Raw genomic sequence first — 20,156 nt, 5'->3', positions numbered from 1 at the left:
CTTCTGATCTTCAAAAAACGAAATCAAACAAGGTTTAATCAGGTAACACAGTCAATTACTTCTTAAGTGAGTCGATTGATGGAAAAGGAAAAGGAGATGATTTTTTCTGAACGATTCATTTCAAAAGCGTAACAAGGAATCAACCGTCAGAAATAGTACAAACTCTTTAATTCATCTCTACAGGATAAATCCCATATTGACCAAATATTTTGACCTCGCCACCCAACAGGTGAATTTCCTCAATAGCATTTTCGACTAAAACACGTGGTTTATCCATTTCGATATCTACAAGGAAAAAATACTCTCCTAGACTCGTTTTTAACGGGCGAGACTCAATTTTACTTAAGTCAATCTGGCGCCAACCAAATGCGGATAGTGCTTGGAGTAAGGAGCCAGGATTATTCGAAGGCATCGTAATTGCTAGCGTCATTTTTTCCTTTTTTAAAGGCAATGATAAGGAAATCTTTGGCTGACCAATTACCCAAAAACGTGTGTGATTGACAGCCACGTCTTGAATATTTTCAGAGACAATGGCTACTTGATACGTTTGTGCAGCACTTTTTGGGGCGATGGCGCCAATCAACTCATCCGGATGTTCTGCAACATATTGTGCTGCATAGGCAGTCGATGGCGTTGATTCAATGAGAACTTCTGGGAAATGCTCTTGAATGAAGTTGGCAGACTGCGCCAATGCTTGTGGATGCGACAAAATCTTCGAAAGCTTTTGCCACTCGTGTTGATTTTGTTTGGCCACCATTAGTTGTTGGTGAATCGGTAAAATCAATTCAGCACCCACAGGAATAGATGACTGATGATAAAGGTAATCAACAGTGGTGTTGACAGAGCCTTCTAAGGTGTTTTCTATTGGTACAACAGCTAGTTCCACCTCTTGATATTCAACCGCCTTAATACAAGCAGGAATGCTAGGAAAAGGAACCAGTTGAACATTAGGAAACCCTTTTTTGGCTGCTTGATAAGTAAAGGAGCTTTCAGGTCCTAAGTAACCCACTTTCATTTACTCACCCACTTTTGACAGAATCGTGTCAACAATTTCAGCAGGTGTTTTTCCGGTTGTTTCAACAATAATGTTGGCACTTTCTTCGTAAAAAGGAATACGTGGTAGGTAGACTTGCTTAATCTCATCTGGTCCTTTTGAAACAACTAAAGGTCTGACTGTTTCCTTATCCGCTTTTAGACGTTTAACCAATTCATCTGCATCTGTTTTTAAATAAACCACTGAAGGCATCTGATTTAATAAGCGGCGATTTTCTTCTTTGATAACAATTCCCCCGCCTGTTGAGATGATATGCTCTAAATCCAACGATTTGGCTAGGATTTCCGTCTCTTTTTTGCGGAAGGCTTCTTCTCCGTGTAAATCAAAATACTCTTGAATGGTCATGCCAATTTCTTGAACAATTAAATCGTCAAAATCAATTTGTTCCAGACCCGTTCTTTGAGAAAGCAAATGGCCGACTGTTGTTTTTCCAGCACCCATAAAGCCAATTAATACGATTCCGTTCATACCGCACCTCCAGGTAATAGTGTCATTAAATCAGTAAAGAAGTCTGGATAAGAGACAGAGACTGCCTCCGCTTGATCTAGCTTTACTTCGCCTTCTTCTACAAGTAAGGCGGCAATTTGCAACATCATGCCAATACGATGATCGCCATAACTCGTCACATTTGCGCCATGAAGAGGGGTGGGTCCATTAATTAATAAACCATCCTCTGTCGCCTCAATACACGCCCCCATTTTTGTTAACTCGTTTGCGACTGCATCAATACGATTTGTTTCTTTGACCTTCAATTCTTGCGCATCCTTGATAATCGTTCGCCCATTTGCTTGAGTAGCTAGTAAGGCAATGATGGGTAATTCATCAATCAAACGTGGAATAATCGCTCCCCCAATTGTACAACTCTTAAGCTCAGAGGCCTGAGCAGTGATTGTAGCAGATTGGTTTTGCTCATCTATTTCACTAAGTTCCAACAAGCCACCCATTTCTTTGATGATGTCAAGAATACCCGTTCGAGTCGGATTAATTCCGACATTCGTTAGTTGAATCTGACTGTCCTTACAGATAAGTGCAGCAACTAAGAAAAAAGCTGCAGAAGAGATGTCACCAGGGACGATGACGGTTTGTCCAGTTAGACTTTGTGGGCCTTTCACACGAATTGTTTTCTCTTCAACCGTGATGCTGCCACCAAATTGACGAATCATTTCTTCTGTATGATTTCTTGAGGACTCTTTTTCAACAATCACTGTCTCGCCTTCCGCTTGTAAGGCAGCAAATAAAATCGCTGACTTCACTTGAGCACTGGCTACAGGCATCTCATAAGTCATTGGTTTCAAATGTGGACTGCCTTGAATCGTGATCGGTGGAAATTGTGTGTGCTGAAAGCCCGAAATTTGGCCATTCATTTGATTAATGGGATCCATGACACGTGCCATGGGGCGTTTGTTTAAAGACGCATCGCCTGTTAAAACAGTAGTGAAAGGCGTACCTGCTAAAATGCCCATCATTAAACGAATGGTTGTGCCAGAGTTCCCCACATCAATGGGAGAATCAACCGACTTTAGTGCCTCAAGACCCTGTCCATGCACTTGAATAACTGCGCCGTCATCTTCTATAGGCACACCTAAAGCTTTAAAGGCTTCTAGTGTTGACAAGCAGTCTTCTCCTCTAAGAAAGTTGTGAATGGTTGTCTTTCCTTTAGCCATCGCACCAAACATAATACTGCGATGAGAAATTGATTTATCTGCTGGAACGACGATCGTTCCTTGTAAGTTTTGTTTATTTGTAACGAGTTTCATTCAGCCACATCCTATTTTATTCGACAAGTATAAGTTGTCTTTTTTTCTAAACATTCTTTACCTTTAAGTAAATCAACCTCTGTTTTAAAGGTGACCTGTAAAATACCAATTATATCTTCTCTGGTTTCTTGAATTCGTAAGTTGATGATAGAAATTTCGGCTTGGCCTAGTAATCCTGTGACTTCAGCAATCACACCTGGCACATCAGGGACATCAACGAACAAATCATAAAATGCTGGAATGGCACCTTTTTCATGGACAGGCAATTGATCACGAGTTTCTTTTGCTGCTTCAAAATAACGATAAATACTTTGTTCATCGCGTTCTTCTATCCATGTTCGAACTTCCTCAATGGTCGTTTCCCATTCTTCAATCTTATGTAACAAGGCTTCACGATTACTTAACAAAATGTCTGTCCACATCGTAGGATCAGAGGAGGCGATTCGAGTGATGTCACGGAATCCTCCTGCTGCCAATTGACGAGAGCGTGGAAAGACCTGGTTAAATCGATCACTTTGGTTAACTAAACCTGCTGCTATAATATGCGGTAAATGGCTTAGCATACCAGTAATCTCATCATGCTCTGTCGCATCTAGTGCGACATATTTTGCTCTTGTTCCGATAAGCAATCTTTGTAACTGCGCCACCATTACTTGATTTTTTTCGTTGGCTGTAAAAATATAATATGCATTTTCAAACAAATCCACGTCTGCGGCTAGCACACCCGATTTGTGAGAACCTGCCATGGGATGGCCGCCAATAAAACTGAATGAAGCATCCCGGGCGGCTTTCATAATTTCAGATTTTGTACTACACGCATCAGTCACAATGACTTCAGGCCTTAGTTTGAAAGTCTTTAATTGGGCAATCAGTTGAATGCAGACTCGCACTGGAACGGCTAGTAAGATGATATCTGCCTGTTCAGCAGCTTCTTTAAAGGAAGGCGCAATTTCATCAATCATCTTCAAGTCTTTGGCGATGTTTTCTGACTCTTTTGACTGGTCGAGACCTGTAATTTGAACAGTTGGGTGCCCTTTTTTGATGGCCAAAGCAAGGGAGCTACCAATGAGCCCCAAACCGACAATTAGAATTTTTTCCTTCATATTAGGATACGCCTCCTAATAATTTCTTAAGTAATTTCGGTAGTCTTCAATCGTTTGTTGAAGCTCTTCAAAAGAATCACTTGAGAATTTTTCTAATAGTTCTTTGGCAATTTCTGTTGCTACAACACTCTCACACACAACGCTTGCTGCAGGAACTGCTGTACTGTCTGAGCGCTCAACGCTGGCTTTATACGGTTCTTTTGTATCAATATTGACACTTTGTAGAGGTTTGTATAGGGTCGGGATGGGTTTCATAACTCCTTGAACCACGATTGGCTCGCCATTAGTCATACCACCTTCAAACCCACCTAAGTTGTTGCTACGACGTGTGTAGCCAGTCGTTTCTTCCCAAATGATTTCATCCATCACTTTTGAACCTGGTCGATTGGCCATTTCAAAACCTAAGCCAAACTGAACGCCTTTAAATGCATTGATACTAGTGACTGCTTGAGCAATTTTGGCATCAAGTTTTTTATCCCATTGCACATAACTACCTAGGCCGGCAGGAATGCCGCCGATTATCACTTCGACAACACCACCAATTGTATCACCGTTCTTTTTCGTTTGATCAATCAGACTTTTCATCTCTTCTTCAACTGTCGGATCTACCACACGAACTTCTGAAGCCTCTGAGCGTTCACGAATTTCAGAGACGGTTAAGCCGTCTGGAATCTCTGCATGAATGCCTCCAAGTGTGACCACATGCCCAGCTACTTCAATGTTCAGTTCTTTTAAGAGTTTTTTTGCAACAGCCCCAATAGCTACTCGCATAGTTGTTTCTCTAGCAGATGAGCGCTCTAAGACGTTTCTTAAATCATCGTGATGATATTTCATCCCGCCAACTAAATCAGCGTGACCTGGACGAGGTTTGCTTACGCGACGTAGCTTTTTGTCTTTTTCAGGGACTTCTTCAATCGACATGACTTTTGTCCAGTTTTTCCAATCTTTATTCTCAACTACTAAAGTGACAGGAGAGCCCAAAGTTTTTCCGTGACGAATTCCTGAAGTAATTTTTACTTGGTCTTTTTCAATAAGCATTCGCCCACCTCGACCATATCCTGTCTGGCGGCGAGCCAATTCTAAGTTAATATCTTCTGCTGACAAGGGCATGCCTGCGGGTAACCCTTCAATAATTGTTGTTAATTCTGGTCCATGTGATTCTCCTGCGGTTAGAAATCTCATATTGTTCACTCCTCAATAACTAAAAATTCTTTGACGGTCTGTGTATCAACTGTTTCAATCTTCGCTTGTCCAATTGATGCCAGTAAAATCAGTTTAATAGTCTTTCCACGTGTTTTTTTATCATGCGTAATGGCATGATATAAGGTCTCCTCTTGCCAAGGAAGATGACTTGTAGGTAAGCCAAATTTGTGAATCATTTGTTTTAATTTATCAGTCGTTCCTTTTTCAGTGAGGCCTTTTTCTTCAGCAATTCTAGTGATTTGATGCATCCCAATCGCTACGCCCTCGCCGTGGGTAACTATGCCATAACCGGCTGTCGCTTCAATCGCATGACCAATCGTGTGACCAAAGTTTAAAAGTAATCGATTGCCGTTATCTAAGACATCCTCTTCCACAACAGCGCGTTTAATTTTTAAACAAGCAGTAATTATTTCTTCTGCACAATCAAGTAACGCTTGCTCATCTTTAAGTTGCTCTAATTGCGACCAGAGAGCGGTATCAGCAATCGCTGCTGACTTGATGATTTCTGCAATCCCCTCTCTCACTCGGCGAACGTCAAGTGAGCGCAGAGTCAGAGAATCAATCAAAACGCCTTCTGGTTGCCAAAATGCGCCAACCAAATTTTTCGCTTTTTCTGTATTAACAGCTGTTTTACCACCAATACTGCTATCAACCTGAGCGAGTAAAGTAGTTGGAACTTGTAGATAGTGAATCCCTCGCATGTAAGAGGCGGCAACATATCCTGCCAAATCGCCAACAACGCCGCCACCTAAGGCAAGAATACCATCTGTTCGAGTAAATTCCTGTTCTGCTAAAAAATCAAATATTTGTGTCGCAACAGGCAAAGATTTACTTTTTTCACCAGGTGTTATGGAGAAACGTACTGCCTCAAAACCAGCTTCATTGAGCTGGTCTAAGACAAGACTTCCGTAAAGTTCGTTTACCGTATCATCGGTTATGAGACAAATTTTTTGTTTATCCCAAAGCGTGGCAACCCAAGAGCCAATTCGCTTTAAAGCGTCACGTTCTATGAGAATATCATAATTGTGTTCTGGTAGATGAACGGTTAATTTCATCTCAGTCACCTACTTTTCTAAGGCTTTAATTTCATTCATGGCTTTTTCCATAATGTTCACTTCTTGCATCATGTTTAAGTATGTTTTTTCTGTTAATGATTGTGGACCGTCTGACCAAGCATTCGCAGGGTCTGGATGAATCTCAACAATCATTCCATCTGCACCAGCAGCAACTCCTGCACGTGCCATTGGTGGCACCAAATCCCAAATTCCTGTTCCGTGACTTGGATCAACGATGATTGGGAAATGACTTAATTTTTTGATTAGTGGAACTGCGCTTAAATCAAATGTGTTTCTTGTAGCTGTTTCGTAAGTTCTGATGCCTCGTTCGATAAAGATGACATTGTTATTGTTTTGAACGGCGATGTATTCTGCTGCGTTTAACCATTCATCAATCGTACCAGAGATTCCACGTTTTAAGCCAATGGGTTTGCCTGTTTTACCGACTGCTTGCAAAAGCTTGAAGTTTTGCATATTTCTTGCACCAATTTGAAGGATATCGCTGTATTTTGCGACCATCTCAATATGTGCTTCATCCATAACTTCTGTGATGACTTGCATATCAAGTTCATCTGCAGCTTGACGAATGTATTTTAAGCCTTCTTCTTCTAAGCCTTGGAAAGCGTAAGGAGAAGTTCTTGGCTTGAAGGCTCCTCCACGTAACACTTGTGCACCACCAGCTTTGGCGATTCTTGCACATTCACGAATTTGGTCAAGGCTTTCAATTGAACAAGGACCCGCCATGGTTACGAAGTTTTCATCGCCGCCAATTTTAACACCATTAACATCAACCACTGTATCTTGTGGGTGGAATTCTCTTGAGGTTAGTTTGTACGTATTTGAAATTTTCACAGTATTTTCAACTCCATCGTAACTATTGAATGCGACATCTTGAATTGTATGTGTATCACCTAATAAGCCAATAACAACATGGTCTTTTCCTTGGTTAATCTGGACGTCTAGTCCCTCTTTTTTCACTCGGTTCACGACTCTGTCTAATTGTTCCTTCGTAGCATTTGATTTCATAATAACGATCATATTTTTTTCCTCTTTTCTATGTGATTGATTGCATTCTCTAGAGATGCAACGCAGGGTTCATTTTTAATTATTTTCGATTATTGGTTTGATTTTTTCAATGGGCATTTCTTGTCCTGTCCAAAGTTCAAAGGCAGCCGCTCCTTGATACAACAACATACCTAACCCATTCGCAGTTTTTGCGCCACGTATTTTCGCTTCTTTCAATAAGCGTGTTTCTCTTGGGTTATAAATGACATCATAAACCGCCAAATCCTCACGTATGATAGAAAAGTCTTCAATTGGACTCGCTTGTGTATTTGGTTGCATTCCCACACCTGTTGCATTGACTAATAAAACACTTTGCGCAACATCTTTTTCTAAACCTTCTTTATCGGCTAAGTCATGTAATGAAATTTTACAATCCGTATTTTCTTCAACATAAGCTAACTTTTCTTGGACTTTTGTGTAGAATTCATCTTTTCGGTTATACACCGCAATTTCTTTCACACCGTCCAGTGCGGCTTGAACAATAATTGCTGTCGCTGCTCCACCAGCTCCAATAATCGTGATCTTTTGATGGATGATATCTATCTCAATATCTTGAAGGCTTCTCATAAAACCAGTACCATCTGTGATATGGCCAATCAATTTCCCGTTTTGATTGACAATTGTGTTGATTGCTCCGACTAATTTTGCTGCGGTGCTTAACTCATCCATTAACGGCACGGCTGCCATTTTATTTGGCATAGATAAGTTTGCTCCAAGCATTTCTAGGTTTTTAATTGATTCGATTGCTTGAGGTAATCTATCAACACCCAAATCAAAGGCTAAATAGACTGCATCAATTCCTAATTCTTGAAACGCTGTGTTCTGAATCATAGGGGAAACGCTGTGGCGAATCGGTGTTGCGAAAAGCCCTACAAGTCTCGTGTGTCCAGTAATTCCATTCTCCATTTTTTCTCCTCCAATCAATTAAAAAAGATGTCCACTGTAAATTTTCAGAAAAATCTACAGTGGACACCTTCTTACAAGTGTAGAAAATAAAAAGCCACTATAGATTTTCATCTATGTGGCAGAAAAGACAACTTCGCATCTTAAATTCCCCTAGCCATCATAGATACAAACGTTCAGGTTTGCATCCATGAATTCATGAATACAACCCTATCTAAAATAGCTAAAGTAATAATTATTCAGTTGTGGTTTTTGTAATTGTATCATGACAATCGCTCCAAACTGTTTTTTAAGATTGAGTTAAGTATAGGCTGAACGAAGAAAGGTGTCAACACTTTTTTAATTATTTTTTCATTTTCTTTTCGTAGCAGTTGTTATCTTTAAAGAAAAATTGCTTGATAAAATGTGAATTTCCCAAGCAATTTATTGATGGATAAAGCCTTATCCCACAATCACTTCCTCTTGTTCTTCAAAAAATAGAAGTAAATCAGAAAGGTTCAGTTTCTCTTTTTCTTTGGCAGAAAGGTCTTTGATAATTTTTCCTTTCTGTAAAACAATGAGACGATTGCCATAATGCAAAGCGTCTTCCATTCGGTGAGTAATCATTAAACAAGTCAAATTTTCTTCTTTAATACGTCGATCGGTTAACGCCATTAATTGTTTTGAGGTTTTTGGATCAAGAGCAGCTGTATGTTCATCCAAAAGTAACAGCTCCGGACGTTTAATCGTCGCCATTAACAAACTTAAGGCTTGCCTTTGCCCACCTGATAAATGCCCTGTTGGTGTATCTAAGTGTTGTTCTAAGCCGTTTCCGACCTCTTTACATAGCTCATAGAAAAAGTCACGTTGTTGTTTTAGCTGTCTATGTTTTAAAAAACGTCGCTCGCCTCTTTTTTGTGCGAGAAGTAAATTTTCGGCAACTGTCATTCGAGGTGCGGTGCCCATTTTAGGATCTTGAAAGACCCGTGAAAGAAATTCTGCTCTTTTTTCTTCCGAATAATTATTCACTAAGCGTTCACCCATTGTAATGGTTCCACTGCTCACCGAGGTTGTTCCTGCAATCGTGTTAAATAACGTACTTTTCCCAGCACCATTGCCACCTAAAACCGTTACGAATTCTCCTGCATTGATGGTTAAATCAACAGCATCAAGTAGAACTTTTTTTTCTTGCATCCCGTTATCGATTTCTTTAGAAACCTGTTTTATTTCAATAATCGCCATATCCGTTTACTCCTTTTCTGTGCCGACTGTTAAGTTCAACGTCCGTTTTAATTGAGGAATCATTAAGCAAATAGCTAAAATTCCTGCAGAGAATATTTTCAGATACGTGGTGTCAAATCCGGCTTTTATCACTAGTAAAATTAGTAATTGATAGATAATGCTACCAATAACAATAGCAATCAGGCGTTCTACAAAGGTCAGTTCCCCGAAAAGAACTTCACCAATAATAATAGAGGCAAGACCAATCACGATGACCCCTGTCCCCTTACTTACATCCGCATATCCGTCATTTTGAGCAATCAGAGCACCAGACAATGCGATGATACCGTTTGAAAGAGTTAAACCGAGAATTTTCATGCGGTCTGTTGGTACGCCCAATGAACGAGCCATGGTTTCATTATCTCCTGTTGCAATATATGATTGTCCTAAATCTGTATTAAAGAAAAATAAGAGTAAGGAAATGATAATAAATAGTGCAATAATGCCAACAATCACGATATCAAAATAATCAGGGAGTGGTAAGTTGGTGAAGAAATCCTGAATTTTTGGTTTATTCATTAATGATAGATTGGGTGTTTTCATAACAAAAAGAATAACAGAGTTTAAACCAGACATAACTAAAATTCCTGCTAAAATAACGGGGATCTTGCCTTTTGTAAAGAGCAGTCCAGTCACCATTCCAGCAAGCATGCCTGCCAAAACGCCTAATAAAGTTGCCAGTAATGGATGGATACCGTATGTAATTGCTGTGACACAAACAGCTCCTCCTAGTGGAAATGAACCTTCCGTAGTCATATCAGGAAAGTTGAGTATCCGATAAGTCATATAGATACCTAAACCAAGTATTGCCCATATCATTCCTTGACCAATTGCTGAGACGATCATATTTCTTCCTCCAAGTTCGTTGTCTATTTTCTATTTTAGAAAAGCGAGTATAAGTCAAACCGCCTGTTTATTTTTATACTCGCTTCTATTTTCCTTGTTTTACTCTTCTGTAGTGACTAGTTTTGCTGAACCTTTTAAGCTTTCTGGAATCTCAATACCTAGTTTTTCCGCCTGAGAGGTGTTGATTATCGTGTCCCCTTCAGTAAATGTATACACAGGTGTCGTTGCTGGATCTGATTTTCCAGCTAAAATATCTGCTGCCATCTTCCCTGTTTGAACCCCTAAATCAAATTGATTAATCCCAACAGTCGCTAATCCTCCCTGTGCAACCATGGTATCTACAGAAGGAATAATTGGTGTTTTTGATTTGTTGGCTTCATTGGCAACTGTTTGCATGGCATTAGCAATTGTGTTGTCAGTAGGAATGTAAATGAAATCAACGTCTTGACTCATTACTTGAACTGTTTGAGCGACCTCGTTAGTAGAAGGAACCGCCATTTTTTTTGTTTGGAAACCTTGTTTTTTAGCTGCTTCTTCTGCTTCTGCCACTTGGTATTTTGAATTATCTTCTGTTGAAGAATAAAGGATACCCATTGTTTTAGCTTGTGGCAGTAATTCTTTTGCTAAAACCATTTGCGCTTCTACAGGTGATTTATCTGAGACACCAGTAATATTTGCACCAGGAGCTTCATTATCTGCTACTAAACCAGCGCCTACAGGATCAGTAACGGCACCTAAAACGATTGGTACCTCAGAAGTTGTTGTTGCTAATGACTGAGCTGCAGGTGTTGCAATTCCAATCAAAACATCCGCCTTTTTTTGTACCAATTGTTGACTCATAGTTGTTAATTTACTTTGGTCTGCTTGCCCATTTTGAAAGACGATTTCGATGCGGTCTTTGGTATACCCTTCATCTTCCAATCCTTGCTGAATGCCTTTATAAATCTCATCTAGTGCTGGGTGACTGACAAATTGTAAAACTCCAACAATTTTTTTGTCTACTTTGGCTGTTTCTGTTTGTTTATTTTGTAAAAAGAAAGAACCTACCAAGACTAAAACTACCGCGCTAACTGCAAAAATCAATCGTTTGTTTTTCATTATAATTCCTCCAAATGTTTGTTATTTTTATGGTTGATATTTTTTGATAAAAAAAGACAACTACCTCAAGTTGTGGTAGTTGTCGCAAAACAAAAGACCACATAGATAATTTATCTATGCGGTCGAATAAGCATTTCCTTAGCATAGATACAATTTTTAGAACATACTCTAAAAGCTGTATCCATGAATGACTTCATCAATACAACTACCTACGCCAGCTTTGCCATACGTTATTCACTTGTACAAATTTGATAGATAGATTCATGATGGCCACTCCCTTTTTCTTATAATTGAGATTAGTTTACATGATGGATTTCCATTCGTCAATATAAAAATGAAAAAAAGATGAGAATTTTTTTAGAGAGCTAGCCATTAAACAGGAAACCGGAGAGAATTAGAGAAACTCTCCGGTTAATAAACGGTGGGTACAGAAGCAACTCCATCTGCACGTTGTTCCGCTCTCAACAACTTCTACGCATGGGACATGCTAGAGTTGAAGGTCTTCACTCCGTAAAACCACTTCGATCTCATCAATCTCTAAAGGTGAAACACCTTAAGAATTGAAGGACGTTGTTCCGCTCTCAACAACTTCTACGCATGAGATATGCTAGAGTTGAAGGTTCTTATTGCTGTAAAACACAACGAAGCATGAGTTGATGTTGCACAGTACCTAATCGGTGCTGTAAAACACAACGAAGCATGAGTTGATGTTGCACAGTACCTACCCGGTTCTCGGAGCTAAACACTTCTTATCCCAGCCTCTTTTAAACGCGGTCTCCTCTATCTTCAAAAAGATGAAGGGCTTGCGTGATATATTTTTTCATTAGATTTGAAACTTCACAACGTTTTTAATCATTTAGAAGAATCAGTGATTGAGTTAGATGTCGATGAATTTGTGGCAGATGAATCAGTCGTTGGTTGATTATCAGTGATGTTCCACATTGGCAAACGATTGAGCTTTGGAATAAATTCATTAGAAAAGTCTTTTAAGTTTTCAACAGCAAATCGGTTTTTCTCCACCCCGTTTTCGTAAAAAACAAAGGTGACTTGATTGCTATCAATTGAATACGTTTCTTCTAATTGATGAGATTTATAGACAATCGGATAAAAATAGACTGTGCGATTTAAGTCTTGAATGGCTTTAGAATCATTTAAAACTTTTAATACTTTGTCATAAGTCAATCCATCAGGCTTACTATACATGACAGAAATTGCTTTACTTTCTTTAATAACTTTATCAGGATCCTTATCTTCAAATAATTTCACTTTGCTAGATTGAATATCAGGATACACCAAACTTTCAATCTCTTGTTTGCGAATTCCTGGTTGAAGAAGAATCATAACAATCGTAGCAAGTGTGACAAATACCAAAATAGAGCCTGCATAGATTAAACTACGTTTTTGATTGGCACTAGCTAGGTCAACAAAATCGTACCAACCGTCTACCAACTTGTTTTTTAGTTTATTAAACCATTTTTCCATGCAACAGCCTCCTAATTTTTCTCTGTCTATTATACCTTTTTCAGATAAAAATAACTATCTTTTCAAAAAAATAAATTCCCAATAGCGTAAAATTCGTTACTATTCACAGTCATTTGAATAGTTTTATAGGTATTATAACCTACTGAGCAAAAATAGCGCACAGTATCATTCTTTGTTTCTCATCGTAGAATTTACGAATAAAAAAGAAGATGGCATCCATAACTTTTTGGTGGAAGGAATTTTGGATGCGATTCTTCATTTTTGTTAAGGGAAAATCTAATAGACGCGTGTCGTTTCCTTAATTCAGCCGTGAATAGTAACGAAATTTCAAAAAAGTTCTGGAGAAATCGTCTGTAAGAGCCAATATTTCTCCTTGTTTATTGGAGTTATTCCTTTTTTTCGTTATAATGGAAGTATTCTAAAAAAGAAATGAGGGATATTTATGTCCTTTGATGGTGTGTTTACACATGCAATAGTCCAAGAGTTGCAAATGGAATTAGTATCAGGTCGTATTTCTAAAATTCACCAACCTTACGAAAATGAGGTTGTTTTAGTCATTCGTGCACGAGGAAAAAATCATCGGCTTTTATTATCTGCCCACCCAAGCTATTCGCGGGTTCAATTAACGGAGATTGCCTATGGAAATCCAGAAACACCGCCCAATTTTGTGATGATGTTGAGAAAGTATTTGGAAGGCGCGATTCTTGAGTCAATTCATCAAATAGACAACGATCGAGTGATTCATTTCTCATTTAGCAAACGAAATGAGTTAGGTGATTTACAGAATATTGTCTTAATCGTTGAGCTAATGGGGCGTCACAGTACCATTGTTTTATTAAATAATGAAACAGGAAAAATACTTGATACGATTAAACATATCGGAAGTTCGCAGAACACCTATCGGTCATTGCTTCCAGGGGCCGAGTATATCGCTCCCCCACTACAAACGCAAAAAAATCCGTTCAAAGCGACAAAAGAAACCGTCTTTCACCTACTCTCGCAAACAGATGAGCTTTCTGGAACGTATTTGCAACAACAGTTTCAAGGGTTTGGTCGAGATACGGCGGATGAGCTTTCTTATCGTTTGAAGATGCGCCCCAATGAAAAAATGGCTGTCTGGGCAGAGTTTATGGCGTCAATAAACCAAGTTACTCCAACACTAACAACAGTTGGACAAAAAGAATTTTTTACCCCCTTTGAGTACCAAAGCTTGAGCCAAAAAGAAGGTGCTACAGTTGCGCATTTTGACTCACTCAGCCAACTATTAGATGCTTATTATGGCGATAAAGCTGAAAAAGACCGTGTGAAACAACAGGGTGGCGAATTATTGAGGAAAATGGAAAATGAGCTAAAAAGAAATCAATCCAAACTGAAAAAGCGTGAAAAAACATTAACAGATTCTGAAAATGCAGAAGAGTATCGCCGAGATGGGGAGTTATTGACGACGTTTATGGTACAGGTTCCTAGAGGAGCTTCTCAGGTTGAATTAGAAAATTATTATGAAGAGAACCAGTTGATTACCATCAAACTGAACCCAGCGCTCTCCCCCAATCAAAATGCACAAAAATATTTTCAAAAATATCAAAAACTGAAAAATGCAGTGAAGTTGATTGGGAAACAAATCAAAGAAACAAAAGATGAGATTGCCTATTTGGAGTCTGTTCTTGCACAACTAGAGATTGCGGGCCCCATGGACTTAACGGTAATTAAAGAAGAGTTAACCGAACAAGGTTATATTCGTAAACGGGCTAGTAAAAAACAGAAGAAAGAAAAAAAATCACGACCAGAACATTTTGTATCTGCGGATGGCACACAACTATTGGTTGGCAAAAATAACCTACAAAACGACCAACTAACCTTAAAAACTGCTAGAAAAACGGATTATTGGCTTCACGCCAAAGATATTCCAGGGTCACATGTGATTATTAAAAGTGAGAATCCTTCTGAAGACACAATTATGGCTGCCGCTGAGTTAGCTGCCTTTTATTCAAAATATCGACATTCCGCGCAGGTTCCTGTAGATGTTGTTCAAGTCAAACATATCCGCAAACCGAACGGGGCTAAACCAGGTTACGTGATTTATGAAAATCAAAAAACAGTTTTTGTAACACCGGAAGAAGCCGTGGTCGAGTCGTTACGAGAAAAAGACTAAACAATCGAAGTTGGGACAACCCCCCTTGAGGATGATCATCCTCAGGGGGGGTGTCCCAACTTCTTATTTACAGCAGATTCTTGACTTCTTTTATAAAGGCTTCAACAATTGGGGTTGGTTTTCTTCGTTTTGGATAGATAATACAGAATTTATTGTTGGGTCCATCAATTAATGGAATCAAACAAATTTGGCTACGACTACCACCAACGACAATTCCTGAGCCGGATGCATATGCTTGCGTTTCAAGAAGTAAATTCATTAAGGTTCCTCGATCACTTGTATAAAAGACCGTTTCTTGTTCTGGCATTTCAATCAAATCCTCGTAAAAATAAGCAAAATTTTGCCCATCTTGTGTAAATCGAACTTGCGGAAATTGCGCTAGCTCATTGAGATAAATGCCCTCTTTTTTTGCTAAAGGATGTTGAGGTCCTAAAAAGATATGGGTTTGGAACGTCCCTAGCAGTTCATAATCCAAATTCGCCTGTTCGAGATAACGATAGATACTTGTTTGGTTGTGTTCGTTTAAATAGAGGAGCCCAACTTCACTTCCTAGCTGTTGCACATCCTCTATCACCTTAGCAGTCGTAGTTTCAAAAATCCGAAATTGTTTGTATTGTGGCTGAAACTGTTTCATTAATTTAGCGACAATCGGTCCTAGAAAATCATAGTGTTGAGAAGCGACAGAAAAACGCTCCTGCTGCTCGGATTTTTGATAGCGCGTTTCTAAATAATCCATTTGTGCAAGAATTTTTTCTGCGTGCTCTAAAAAGTCTTTACCCTCATCAGTTAGATAAGCCCCTTTGTTAGTTCTGGTAAATAAGGTCAGACCAATCTCATTTTCCAATTCTTTGATGCCATTAGAAAGACTTGGTTGAGTAATAAACATCTTTTTGGCTGCTTCACGAAAACTCCCGTTATTCGCCACAGCAACGACATATTTCAGCTGTTGAACATTCATTCTTTTTTCACTCCAGTAAAGTAGGTAATGGTTCGATCTTTTGTTGGTTGAAGCGGTCGATTATTATTTTCAGCGACTTCTTCTCTAAACTGATGGATAAAACGGCGATTCATTGGTCGAATAGTATCAAAAACAAACCAATTAATCGGGCCTTTTGTAGGAGGTGTCGTTAATGAGCCTACATAATAAAAATGACTTTTGTTCTGTGGTAAAAAGATTTTTGGATTGAACCACTCTGCATGGTTGTCATAATCCCAAACAACTTCTTCTTGATCCTGCAAAATCAATCCACCTTCATCAGAAAGCGTGAATAGGATACCCAACACCAAGTTTTCCCCCTGCTCATTCATATGAACTAAATGAAACTCGAGTTCCTCTTGTTGCTCGTCAATTATATGCTCACTGGGCATATGGAAATGAATATCCGTCAGTACATACTTCTCTTCATGGAATAACACATAACTTTTTGTATCATAGGGGACAAAATGTAAGGTGTTTTTAAATTCCTTTTCAGTAAAGTGTTCTTGTACGTAATAAAAGGCAAGTTCATTCAGAGATAAATTAGTTGAGGCAGTCTTTGTAACAGTTGATCCATCTGTTTGATGATGTAAAGCAATTGGTGATTGATAAGGATAGGACGCCCCCTCCTTATACCAATCACACAATTCATGCCAATGCTCAGGACCACGTTCCCCCGAGTAGCCCCATTCAACGTCCATATTTTTAATTTTTTTCATCTATAGTTCCTCCATTTTCAGAAATTCTATCCATAAGGTAAGGTCATGTCCGTATATAGAAATAAAAACACGCTGGAGTCAGCGAATAGGTTTATTTTGACGGAAGTATAGAGAATTGTCATTTACATTGCTCATAAAGTTTACACAATATATTGTCAAAAAGAAAGAGACTGAAGAATAAAGAAAGACAAGTTTCGCTGAGATACAGCCATCTTGATTCCACTTTATTTTCAGTCTTTTAAAAATTTTCTTGTTCGTAAGTTTCAAAAGACTAGTTTAACCAATTTTCGGGATCTGTTTTCCAGTCTTTTAAAAGTTTTAATTCATTTTCGTTAATATAGTTTGATTCCAAGGCGACTTCAATCAGTGTCGAATAATTGGTTAAGGTAATAAGAGGTGTTTTGTGTGCTTCGAAGTTTGTGATACCTTTTGCCAGTTCATAGGTGAAAATTGCGGCAACTCCTAAGACATCAGCACCTTCTCGTTTGGCAGCTTCAACGGCTTCTAGAACACTGCCGCCTGTTGAGATTAAATCTTCAATCACAACCATCTTTTGTCCTTCCGAAATTCGTCCTTCGATTTGATTGCCTTTCCCATGATCTTTTGCTTTACTTCTGATGTAGACCATAGGCAAATCCAAGATTTCAGCAACCCAAGCTGCATGAGGAATTCCAGCAGTTGCCGTTCCAGCGATAACTTCTACTTCGGGAAAAGTCTCTTTGATTTTTTCAGCAAGTCCGTTAGCGATATCTTTTCGGACCTTAGGATAGCTCATCGTGATTCGGTTGTCACAATAAATGGGACTTTTAATCCCACTAGCCCAAGTAAAAGGATTTTTTGGATTTAAAAATACTGCCTTTATCTCTAATAAATCTTTCGCAATTGTCTTCACTAGGTTATTAGTCATTCCCCTCACCGTTCCATTCTTTTTTTATTTGTAGATAACTTTCATAGGGTGTTTCTGATTTGGTGATAGGCCGTCCGACCACGATAAAGTTAGCTCCCATTTCACGTGCTTTTCCTGGAGTAACGACTCGTTTTTGATCACCTATCTCACTTCCTGTGGGACGAATCCCTGGAGTTAAGGAAACAAACTCTGGATGTGTAGACTCTTTTATTTGAGAAGCTTCCCAAGCAGATGAAACGACGCCATCTAGACCGGCTTTTGCCGCACATTTGGCATAATGAATAACACTTTCCTCCAATGTGACAGGAATCAATTGATCGACCTGCATTTGTTTTTCACTCGTTGATGTTAGTTGGGTAATGGCTAACAGGAGAGGGCGTTTTTTGCCTTTTGATGTCCCCTCTTTTAGGCCATTCAATGCAGCCTCCATCATTTGAACACCACCTGCTGCATGAACACAGGTTAAATCAACGCCTAGAGCTGCTAAGCGGCGCATCGCCATTTCAACTGTATTCGGAATATCGTATAATTTCAAATCGAGGAAGACATCGTGTCCAAGGCCTTTTAACCAGCGAACGATTGCGGGACCTTCTTCATAAAATAGTTCCATTCCAACTTTTACAAATAAAGATTCTTCAGATGGAAAATGAGTTAAAAAACCTTCAAGTTGACGTTTATTCGGGAAATCTAGCGCGATGATTGGTCGAGTATTCATTTTTTTCTGGCCTCTCTTACCTCTTTAATTAGTTGTTCCAATGAATCAATTCCTAGCTCAGTCATGCGCTGAGGCAAGGCGTCAATTAACTTCGGACAAATGTAAGGATCAGTGAAATTCGCCGTTCCGATTGCAACAGCACTAGCACCAGCCATATACATTTCTAAGACATCATCAACTGTCTGTACACCGCCCATGCCGATGATTGGTAAGCTAGAGACATTAGCGACTTGATTGATTAGACGAATCGCGACGGGCTTAATGGCCGGGCCTGATAAGCCCCCTGTTTGATTAGCCAAAATAGGTCTGCGTGTTTTTAAATCAATTCTCATACCCAATAAAGTATTAATCATTGTAAACCCATCTGCGCCGCCTGCTTCAATAGCTTTGGCAATTGGCACAATATCGGTCACATTAGGAGAAAGTTTGACGTAAATCGGCACCTCTGAAACTTTTTTTACAGCTTTGGTTAATTCGAAGGCTACGTCTGGATCCGTTCCAAAAGCAATTCCCCCATGTTTGACATTTGGGCATGAAATGTTTAACTCAATCGCATGGACATTTTTAGCCTGACTGATTTTTTCGCAAACGAGAACATAATCTTCTTCGCAAGCTCCTGCAACATTCGCGATGATTGGTAAGTCCTTATAAGCTTCTAAGCTAGGTAAAATTTCATTTAAAACAACATCTAAACCAGGATTTTGCAATCCAATCGCATTGAGCATGCCACATGGTGTTTCTGCGACACGAGGTGTTTCATTACCAAAGCGTTCTTCAGGAGTGGTCGCCTTAATCATTATTGAACCTAATTGATTCAAATCGTAATATTTGCCGTATTCTTTACCAAATCCAAAACACCCACTGGCTGGCATAATTGGATTTTTTAAATTTAAGCCAGGTAATTGAACTGCTAATCGATTTTTCATATGATAACCTCCCCAGCTTTAAAGATTGGCCCCTCATCACAGACCTTACGACTTTTGTTCCCTGTTTCATCGCCTTTCACATGACAGACGCAAGCGTAACAAGCGCCTATTCCACAAGCCATTCTTGATTCTAGTGATAATTGAACATTCGGGTGTTCCTCAAACTGCGCTTCCACCGCTTTTAGTAAGCCGTTTGCACCACAAGCAAAAACAGCGTCTGGTGTGATAGTTTGAACGGCTTCTTTTAATAAATGACCAACATGGCCTTTTTGGGCAAAACTCCCATCATCTGTAGCAAATCGCGTTTCAGAAAGAGCTTCGAATTCTTTTGTGTAATACATGACTTCTTTTGAGGCAAAGCCAAGAAAATGAATAGGTGTAACCCCTTTTTGTTTCAACTGCTTTGACAGTTCATATAAAGGTGGAATACCAATCCCTCCGCCAACAATAAAGGCCGTTTCACCTGCTTTTAGTTCACTAATATCAAAGCCATTTCCTAACGGACCCAACACATCTAATAAGTCACCAGGTTGGCACAAGGAGAATTCTTTGGTACCATCCCCCTCTACCCGATAAATGATGGTGCAGGTTTTCTTTTCAGAATTGATTTGATTGATACTGATAGGACGGCGTAACAATAAATCTGCTCGGGGAACACGAATATGAATAAATTGACCAGCTGTCACCATTTCTTTGACTAACTCACCTGTTAGCGTTAGTTCGAAAATTCTTGGGGCTAGTTGTCTTTGACTAACAATTCTCATCATTTCTTGTTTCATTCTCTTGCTCCTTTTCAACGTGATTGTCGGCTTACAAAAAGTGTTTCATTCTTTAGAAAAACGAGAAGTCAGTTGAGTGTGTCATGAATGAACACTCAAAAAGGTCTCTGAATGTCAGGTTTTAACCTAGGTTTTCACGACTTCTCGAATGAATTT

19 protein-coding genes are annotated in these 20,156 nt (G+C 39.2%); 1 reads left to right on the top strand and 18 read right to left on the bottom strand.

The genetic code is table 11. The features are described from left to right. Window positions 1-166: 166 nt before the first annotated feature. The 12 genes from pheA to IGI37_RS08190 all read right to left on the bottom strand — a co-directional run bounded on the left by pheA (window position 167) and on the right by IGI37_RS08190 (window position 12,826). Window positions 167-1,015, bottom strand: coding sequence for a prephenate dehydratase (gene pheA / locus IGI37_RS08245; protein ID WP_438761121.1), 849 nt, complete (start codon window positions 1,013-1,015; stop codon window positions 167-169). Then, window positions 1,016-1,522 (bottom strand): shikimate kinase, encoded by a 507-nt coding sequence (locus IGI37_RS08240; RefSeq protein WP_438761120.1) that lies wholly within the window; start codon window positions 1,520-1,522, stop codon window positions 1,016-1,018. Beyond that, window positions 1,519-2,811 carry a 3-phosphoshikimate 1-carboxyvinyltransferase gene (aroA, locus tag IGI37_RS08235; RefSeq protein ID WP_438761119.1) on the bottom strand — a complete coding sequence of 431 codons (1,293 nt, stop codon included), beginning with the start codon at window positions 2,809-2,811 and terminating at the stop codon, window positions 1,519-1,521. The genes IGI37_RS08240 and aroA overlap by 4 nt, the downstream gene beginning before the upstream one ends. Window positions 2,812-2,822: 11 nt before the next feature. Further along, window positions 2,823-3,914, bottom strand: coding sequence for a prephenate dehydrogenase (locus tag IGI37_RS08230; RefSeq protein WP_438761118.1), 1,092 nt, complete (start codon window positions 3,912-3,914; stop codon window positions 2,823-2,825). Window positions 3,915-3,929: 15 nt separating this feature from the next. Continuing rightward, the gene (gene aroC, locus IGI37_RS08225; protein ID WP_438761117.1) at window positions 3,930-5,096 is read right to left on the bottom strand and encodes a chorismate synthase; all 1,167 of its coding nucleotides are present in this window, start codon (window positions 5,094-5,096) and stop codon (window positions 3,930-3,932) included. 5 nt (window positions 5,097-5,101) lie between these two features. After that, complete coding sequence (gene aroB / locus IGI37_RS08220; protein ID WP_438761116.1) at window positions 5,102-6,172, bottom strand: 3-dehydroquinate synthase; 1,071 nt, start codon at window positions 6,170-6,172, stop codon at window positions 5,102-5,104. 9 nt (window positions 6,173-6,181) lie between these two features. Then, complete coding sequence (gene aroF / locus IGI37_RS08215) at window positions 6,182-7,210, bottom strand: 3-deoxy-7-phosphoheptulonate synthase (protein ID WP_438761115.1); 1,029 nt, start codon at window positions 7,208-7,210, stop codon at window positions 6,182-6,184. A 63-nt stretch (window positions 7,211-7,273) separates the two neighbouring features. Continuing rightward, window positions 7,274-8,143, bottom strand: coding sequence for a shikimate dehydrogenase (gene aroE / locus IGI37_RS08210; protein WP_438761114.1), 870 nt, complete (start codon window positions 8,141-8,143; stop codon window positions 7,274-7,276). Between the two features lie 438 nt (window positions 8,144-8,581). Continuing rightward, window positions 8,582-9,361, bottom strand: a complete 780-nt coding sequence (locus IGI37_RS08205) for an ABC transporter ATP-binding protein (protein WP_438761113.1) — start codon at window positions 9,359-9,361, stop codon at window positions 8,582-8,584. 6 nt (window positions 9,362-9,367) lie between these two features. Further along, window positions 9,368-10,246 (bottom strand): ABC transporter permease, encoded by an 879-nt coding sequence (locus IGI37_RS08200; RefSeq protein ID WP_438761112.1) that lies wholly within the window; start codon window positions 10,244-10,246, stop codon window positions 9,368-9,370. A gap of 99 nt (window positions 10,247-10,345) precedes the next feature. Next, window positions 10,346-11,344 carry a tryptophan ABC transporter substrate-binding protein gene (gene trpX, locus IGI37_RS08195; protein WP_438761111.1) on the bottom strand — a complete coding sequence of 333 codons (999 nt, stop codon included), beginning with the start codon at window positions 11,342-11,344 and terminating at the stop codon, window positions 10,346-10,348. Between the two features lie 852 nt (window positions 11,345-12,196). Then, a complete protein-coding gene (locus tag IGI37_RS08190; RefSeq protein ID WP_438761110.1) occupies window positions 12,197-12,826 on the bottom strand; it encodes a hypothetical protein in 630 nt (209 codons plus the stop codon). Window positions 12,827-13,268: 442 nt separating this feature from the next. On the opposite strand from IGI37_RS08190, the gene efbA reads away from it, so the two are divergent. Beyond that, window positions 13,269-14,978, top strand: coding sequence for a fibronectin-binding protein EfbA (efbA, locus tag IGI37_RS08185; protein ID WP_438761109.1), 1,710 nt, complete (start codon window positions 13,269-13,271; stop codon window positions 14,976-14,978). 67 nt (window positions 14,979-15,045) lie between these two features. Here the strand turns inward: efbA and IGI37_RS08180 are convergent, their stop codons facing one another. The 6 genes from IGI37_RS08180 to IGI37_RS08155 form a co-directional block, all read right to left on the bottom strand. Further along, a complete protein-coding gene (locus IGI37_RS08180; protein ID WP_438761108.1) occupies window positions 15,046-15,936 on the bottom strand; it encodes a LysR family transcriptional regulator in 891 nt (296 codons plus the stop codon). Beyond that, a complete protein-coding gene (locus tag IGI37_RS08175) occupies window positions 15,933-16,673 on the bottom strand; it encodes a carbonic anhydrase family protein (RefSeq protein ID WP_438761107.1) in 741 nt (246 codons plus the stop codon). The genes IGI37_RS08180 and IGI37_RS08175 overlap by 4 nt, the downstream gene beginning before the upstream one ends. Window positions 16,674-16,944: 271 nt before the next feature. Further along, a complete protein-coding gene (pyrE, locus tag IGI37_RS08170) occupies window positions 16,945-17,580 on the bottom strand; it encodes an orotate phosphoribosyltransferase (RefSeq protein WP_438761106.1) in 636 nt (211 codons plus the stop codon). Further along, window positions 17,573-18,295, bottom strand: coding sequence for an orotidine-5'-phosphate decarboxylase (gene pyrF, locus IGI37_RS08165; protein ID WP_438761105.1), 723 nt, complete (start codon window positions 18,293-18,295; stop codon window positions 17,573-17,575). The genes pyrE and pyrF overlap by 8 nt, the downstream gene beginning before the upstream one ends. Continuing rightward, the gene (locus IGI37_RS08160; RefSeq protein WP_438761104.1) at window positions 18,292-19,221 is read right to left on the bottom strand and encodes a dihydroorotate dehydrogenase; all 930 of its coding nucleotides are present in this window, start codon (window positions 19,219-19,221) and stop codon (window positions 18,292-18,294) included. The genes pyrF and IGI37_RS08160 overlap by 4 nt, the downstream gene beginning before the upstream one ends. Further along, window positions 19,218-20,000, bottom strand: coding sequence for a dihydroorotate dehydrogenase electron transfer subunit (locus IGI37_RS08155; protein ID WP_438761103.1), 783 nt, complete (start codon window positions 19,998-20,000; stop codon window positions 19,218-19,220). The genes IGI37_RS08160 and IGI37_RS08155 overlap by 4 nt, the downstream gene beginning before the upstream one ends. Window positions 20,001-20,156: the final 156 nt, after the last annotated feature.

It is taken from the genome of Enterococcus sp. AZ194, assembly GCF_051713825.1.
Lineage (GTDB): Bacteria > Bacillota > Bacilli > Lactobacillales > Enterococcaceae > Enterococcus_K.
Note: the sequence above shows the minus strand (reverse complement) of the source record. Positions and strands in the feature narration are given on the sequence as shown.